Consider the following 4,910-nt stretch of genomic DNA (forward strand, 5'->3'; position numbering starts at 1 on the left):
CCGGGGTTGCCGGCCAGCGGCCGGCACTACCGCACCCGCGAGGGGCCTTCCCCACGATCCAACAGCCCAGGAGCCCCTTCTTGTTGAAGGGGCGCGCCGACAGGCGGGGTAGAGGAGGGATGCGCGGGCAATTCTGCCTGAGCCGGGGACTGGGACCATGGTCTATTTGGGACCTCGGCCCCGGCTCAGGCATAATTGCCGGTGAAACTTCCTTTGCGCCGGCGTTTCCGGGCACGTCCGGACGGCGTTTTTCCCCCTGTTCGGAACATCGATCAATGACGCAGAAAATTACGGTCATCCGCGGCGACGGCATTGGCCCGGAAATCATGGACGCCACCCTGTTCGTGCTCGACCAGCTCAAGACTGGCCTGGAGTACGAAGACGCCGACGCCGGCCTGGTGGCCCTGGAAAAGCACGGCGACCTGATGCCGGCGGTGACCCTGGAATCGATCGCGCGCAACAAGGTCGCGCTGAAGAGCCCGCTGACCACCCCGGTCGGCGGTGGCTTCACCTCGATCAACGTCAGCCTGCGCCGTCACTTCGACCTGTACGCCAACGTGCGTCCGGCCCACACCTTCCCGAACACCAAGTCGCGTTTCGACAACGTCGACCTGATCACCGTCCGTGAGAACACCGAAGGTGCCTACCTGGCCGAAGGCCAGGAAGTGTCGGCCGATGGCGAGACCGCCTTCTCCGGCACCCGCATCACCCGCAAGGGCTCCGAGCGCATCGTGCGCTACGCCTTCGAGCTGGCCAAGAGCACCGGCCGCAAGAAGGTCACCGCCGTGCACAAGGCCAACATCATCAAGTCGACCTCGGGCCTGTTCCTGAATGTCGCCCGTGAAGTCGCCGCGCAGTACCCGGACATCGAGTTCCAGGAAATGATCGTCGACAACTGCTGCATGCAGCTGGTGATGCGTCCGGAACAGTTCGATGTGATCGTCACCACCAACCTGTTCGGCGACATCATCTCCGACCTGTGCGCCGGCCTGGTCGGCGGCCTGGGCCTGGCTCCGGGTGCCAACATCGGCAAGGACGCGGCGATCTTCGAAGCCGTGCACGGCACCGCGCCGGACATCGCCGGCCAGGGCAAGGCCAATCCGTGTGCGCTGCTGCTGGCGGCCGCGCAGATGCTGGACCACATCGGCCAGCCGGAGAATGCCGAGCGCCTGCGCAAGGCCATCGTGGCGACCATGGAAGCCAAGGACTCGCTGACCGGCGACCTGGGTGGCGCCGGTACCACCATGAGCTTTGCCCAGGCCATCGCCAGCCGCCTGTAAGCGGCCGGCCGACCTCGGTTGGATCCACAGCGGGGCGCCTTCGGGCGCCCCGTTGCGTTGTGGGCTGGCTCGGTAGATCCACGCCCTGCGTGGATGACGGGGCCCCTGCGGTCCGCAGCCACCCATGGGGTGGCTCTACAGGGGATTTTCTGTGCGTATATCGCACAGATCATGTGCCGCTTGGCGGCTGGTTCGTGCGTAATGTGATCGGCATCCTGTGCCCACTTCCCAATGCACCGGAGCTTGAACATGAACCTCACCGCCTTCGGCCTGGCCAGCCTGATCGGCATGACCGCAACCGTCCCGCTTGCTGCTGCCGAGCCAGCCCATCCCACCATCCGCCATATGGCGGGTGCGCCGGTCCCGACCTCGCTGGATGCGGCGAAGACTGCCGTGCTGGTGATCGACTTCCAGAACGAGTACTTCGATGCCAAGGCCGTACCAGGCTTTGCGGGTGGCCGCATGGTCATTCCCGATGGCGAGGCCGCACTGCGCCAGGCCAGGCGGGTAGTCGAATTCGCCGATGCCCACGGCATCCGCGTGATCCATGTCCAGCACGTGCTGCCGGCCGGCGCACCCTTGTTCGCGCAGGGCAGCGTCAATGCCGCCTTCCATCGCGACCTGCAGCCGCGCCAGGGCGAGACCGTGGTGCAGAAGGACAATGTCAGCGTATTCGCCGGCGCGTCCGCCGCGGTGCTCGACCCGATGCTGAAGAACGCCGGCATCGACACCCTGATCGTTACCGGCCTGCAGACCCACGCCTGCGTGGCCGGTGCTGCGCGCGACGCGGCAGCGGCTCCGCGCGGCTACCGGGTGATCGTCTCGTCCGATGCCAGCGCCAGCCGCGATCTGGATCTGGCCGGCGGCCGTCGCATCGGCCATCGCGCGCTGCATGAGGCCTCGCTGGCGCAGATCGAAGACGCCTTCGGCGATGTCATGAGCACCGACGCGATCCTCGCGCTGCCGGTACGCAAGGCCGGTGACGGCGCTTGATAAGCTGGCGGGGCCCGCATGCCGTGGGCCCCGCCACGTGGAGCTGCCCGCCGATGGATCACTTCGCCGCCCTGCGTGCGCTGCGCGCCATCGTTGACGCGGGCAGTTTCACTGCGGCCGCCGAGCGCCTGGGGACCACCCACTCGGCGATGTCGCGGCAACTGCGGCAGCTGGAAGAGCACCTGCAGGTACGCCTGCTCGATCGCAACAGCCGTCGGCTGTCATTGACCGAGGCCGGGCGCGATTACTACCGCGAGGCGGCAACGCTGCTGGACCGCCTGCAGGAGGCGGATGATCGTGCTCGCGCCGGGCAGGCGCAGCCCAGCGGCAGCGTGCGGATCAGCGTGCCGCAGGTGGTGGCCAGCCAGGAGCTGCCCCACTGGCTGCCCTCGTTCCTGCAGCGTTACCCGCAGGTCACGCTGGACCTGTCGGCGGATGATCAGGTGGTGGATGTGGTCGGTGGTGGTTTCGACCTGGCGCTGCGCATTGCAGCTTCATTGCCGGACAGCCAGCTGGTTGCGCGCGAGCTGGCCAGCTGCCCGCGCATCCTGGTCGCCGCACCGGTCTACCTGGCGCGCCATGGCCTGCCACGGCACGCCGTGGATCTGGAGCAGCACACGCTGCTGGGTTTCAGTCCCACGCCGTCAATGCCGCCCTGGCGGTTGCAGGGACCGCGCGGCGCCAGCGTGAGCGTTGAAGCCGGGCAGCGCCTGCGCGTGGATGCCACGCCCGCGCTGTACGCCGCCGCGCTGGCCGGAATGGGCATCAGCCTGTTCACCGCGCTGACCGTGCAGGAGGATCTGCGCGCCGGTCGTCTGATCCGCGTGCTGCCGGCCTGGCATGCCGGCCAGCGGCGCTACTTCGCGTTGTACCCGCATGCACGTGCGCTCGCGCCCAAGGTGCGAGCGCTGGTCGAACACCTTGCGGCGCACTACGCTGCACAGGCTGGCGTGGCTGGCGTGGCTGGCTAGCCGGGAAATGCAGCCACGCGTTACAAAGAGAAAAGGGCGCCCCGAAGGCGCCCTTTGTCGTTCATGGCTCTGCCTGGTTCAGCGCTGCTGGATCTTCGACAGCAGGCGCAGGAACTCCACATACAGCCAGACCAGGGTCACCATCAGGCCGAATGCGCCATACCATTCCATGTACTTCGGCGCGCGCTGGGCCACGCCGGTCTCGATGAAATCGAAGTCCAGCACCAGGTTCAGCGCGGCCACGACCACCACGAAGAGGCTGAAGGCAATGCCCAGCCAGCTGGAGTCGTGGATCACCGGCACGTTGATGTTGAAGAACCCCAGCACGAACGAGGCCAGGTAGAGCAGGGCGATGCCGCCGGTGGCGGCCACCACGCCCATCTTGAAGTTCTCGGTGGCCTTGATCAGGCCGCTGCGGTATGCGAACAGCAGGGCGGCCAGGGTGCCGAAGGTCAGCAGCACCGCCTGGAACACAATGCCCGGGTACTTCATGTTGAACAGGGCCGACACGGCGCCCAGGAACAGGCCTTCGACCAGTGCGTACATCGGCGCGGTGACCGGCGACCATTCCTTCTTGAAGATGGTGATCAGTGCCAGCACCAGGCCGCCGATCGCGCCACCGATGGCGTACAGGCTCGCGCTGCCGGAAATCTGGCCGTACTCGTCGACCGCCTGGCTCCAGGCGAACGCCGCGGTCAGAACGGTCAACAGCAGCAGGATGCCGGTCTTGTTGGCGGTGCCGTTGAGGGTCATGGCCTGGTCGGGGCTGGTCACTACCGAGCCACTGGCGAGGTCGAGGAAGGTCGACTCGGAAAGAGCCGGGTTGCCGCTGCGCATGCGTGTTCTCCGTGCGAATGAAGGTCGGGACGGCCATCCGGCCGATGGGCGTCAGCATAGCCGATGACTGCTTTCGGCGTTGTGGCAGGCCGGGGATCTGTGCATCCTTCGTTGACAGTTCCCAACGCGCTTGGCCACAATGACCAGCTCCCCGGGCCCAACCCGAGGGGATTGCAAGACCGGGGTATAGCGCAGTCTGGTAGCGCGCCTGCTTTGGGAGCAGGATGTCGGGGGTTCGAATCCCTCTACCCCGACCAATCCCACGCCACGTCGGATTGGACACCGTTCCGGTTCGGGCGCCCGTAGCTCAACTGGATAGAGCACCGGCCTTCTAAGCCGGCGGTTACAGGTTCGATTCCTGTCGGGCGCGCCATTGGCGAGCACCGGGATCGCATCGACGGATGTGAAGAAGTGCTTGCAAAAGCGCAAGGACTCCACCAGAATATCGGACTCGCTTCGGCGGACCGCAACTTCGGTGACAGTCCCCAGGCAATGTTCAAGGTTCCGGCGTCAGTGGTATCGGCGATGGAGCGAAAGTTTCAGTGGTGGCTGTAGCTCAGTTGGTTAGAGTACCGGATTGTGATTCCGGTGGTCGGGGGTTCGAATCCCCTCAGCCACCCCACTGATTCAACCGCATCGGCGCAGCCGAAACGGTATTGCAATAAACAGAAAGCACGCTACAATGTGCGTCTGAGTTTCACGGGCCGTTAGCTCAGTTGGTAGAGCAGTTGACTCTTAATCAATAGGTCCAAGGTTCGAATCCTTGACAGCCCACCAGACGAAAGCCACTTGGTTCGCCAAGTGGCTTTTTTCTTGCCTGTTCGCTGGG

The 4,910-nt window shown here is 65.6% G+C and carries 4 protein-coding genes and 4 tRNA genes; 7 read left to right on the forward strand and 1 reads right to left on the reverse strand.

From position 1 onward, the window contains the following. Positions 1 to 275: 275 nt before the first annotated feature. From HMPREF3114_RS02735 to HMPREF3114_RS02745, 3 genes are all read left to right on the forward strand, one after another. Positions 276 to 1,280, forward strand: a complete 1,005-nt coding sequence (locus HMPREF3114_RS02735) for an isocitrate dehydrogenase (protein ID WP_053500779.1) — start codon at positions 276 to 278, stop codon at positions 1,278 to 1,280. 249 nt (positions 1,281 to 1,529) lie between these two features. After that, on the forward strand, positions 1,530 to 2,273 hold the full coding sequence (locus tag HMPREF3114_RS02740; protein ID WP_053500778.1) for a cysteine hydrolase family protein: 744 nt from the start codon (positions 1,530 to 1,532) through the stop codon (positions 2,271 to 2,273). Positions 2,274 to 2,326: 53 nt separating this feature from the next. Next, positions 2,327 to 3,244 (forward strand): LysR family transcriptional regulator, encoded by a 918-nt coding sequence (locus HMPREF3114_RS02745; RefSeq protein ID WP_053500776.1) that lies wholly within the window; start codon positions 2,327 to 2,329, stop codon positions 3,242 to 3,244. Between the two features lie 78 nt (positions 3,245 to 3,322). On the opposite strand, the gene HMPREF3114_RS02750 is transcribed toward HMPREF3114_RS02745, so the two are convergent. Further along, a complete protein-coding gene (locus HMPREF3114_RS02750; RefSeq protein ID WP_005415466.1) occupies positions 3,323 to 4,081 on the reverse strand; it encodes a Bax inhibitor-1/YccA family protein in 759 nt (252 codons plus the stop codon). 180 nt (positions 4,082 to 4,261) lie between these two features. Here HMPREF3114_RS02750 and HMPREF3114_RS02755 point away from each other — a divergent pair. From HMPREF3114_RS02755 to HMPREF3114_RS02770, 4 genes are all read left to right on the forward strand, one after another. Then, a tRNA-Pro gene (locus tag HMPREF3114_RS02755) sits at positions 4,262 to 4,338 on the forward strand. 39 nt (positions 4,339 to 4,377) lie between these two features. Next, positions 4,378 to 4,454: transfer RNA gene (locus tag HMPREF3114_RS02760), tRNA-Arg, on the forward strand. Between the two features lie 172 nt (positions 4,455 to 4,626). Then, positions 4,627 to 4,703, forward strand: a tRNA-His gene (locus HMPREF3114_RS02765). Positions 4,704 to 4,782: 79 nt separating this feature from the next. Next, a tRNA-Lys gene (locus HMPREF3114_RS02770) sits at positions 4,783 to 4,858 on the forward strand. The last annotated feature ends 52 nt before the right edge of the window (positions 4,859 to 4,910 follow it).

This window comes from Stenotrophomonas sp. HMSC10F07 (assembly GCF_001807895.1).
Taxonomy (GTDB): domain Bacteria; phylum Pseudomonadota; class Gammaproteobacteria; order Xanthomonadales; family Xanthomonadaceae; genus Stenotrophomonas; species Stenotrophomonas sepilia.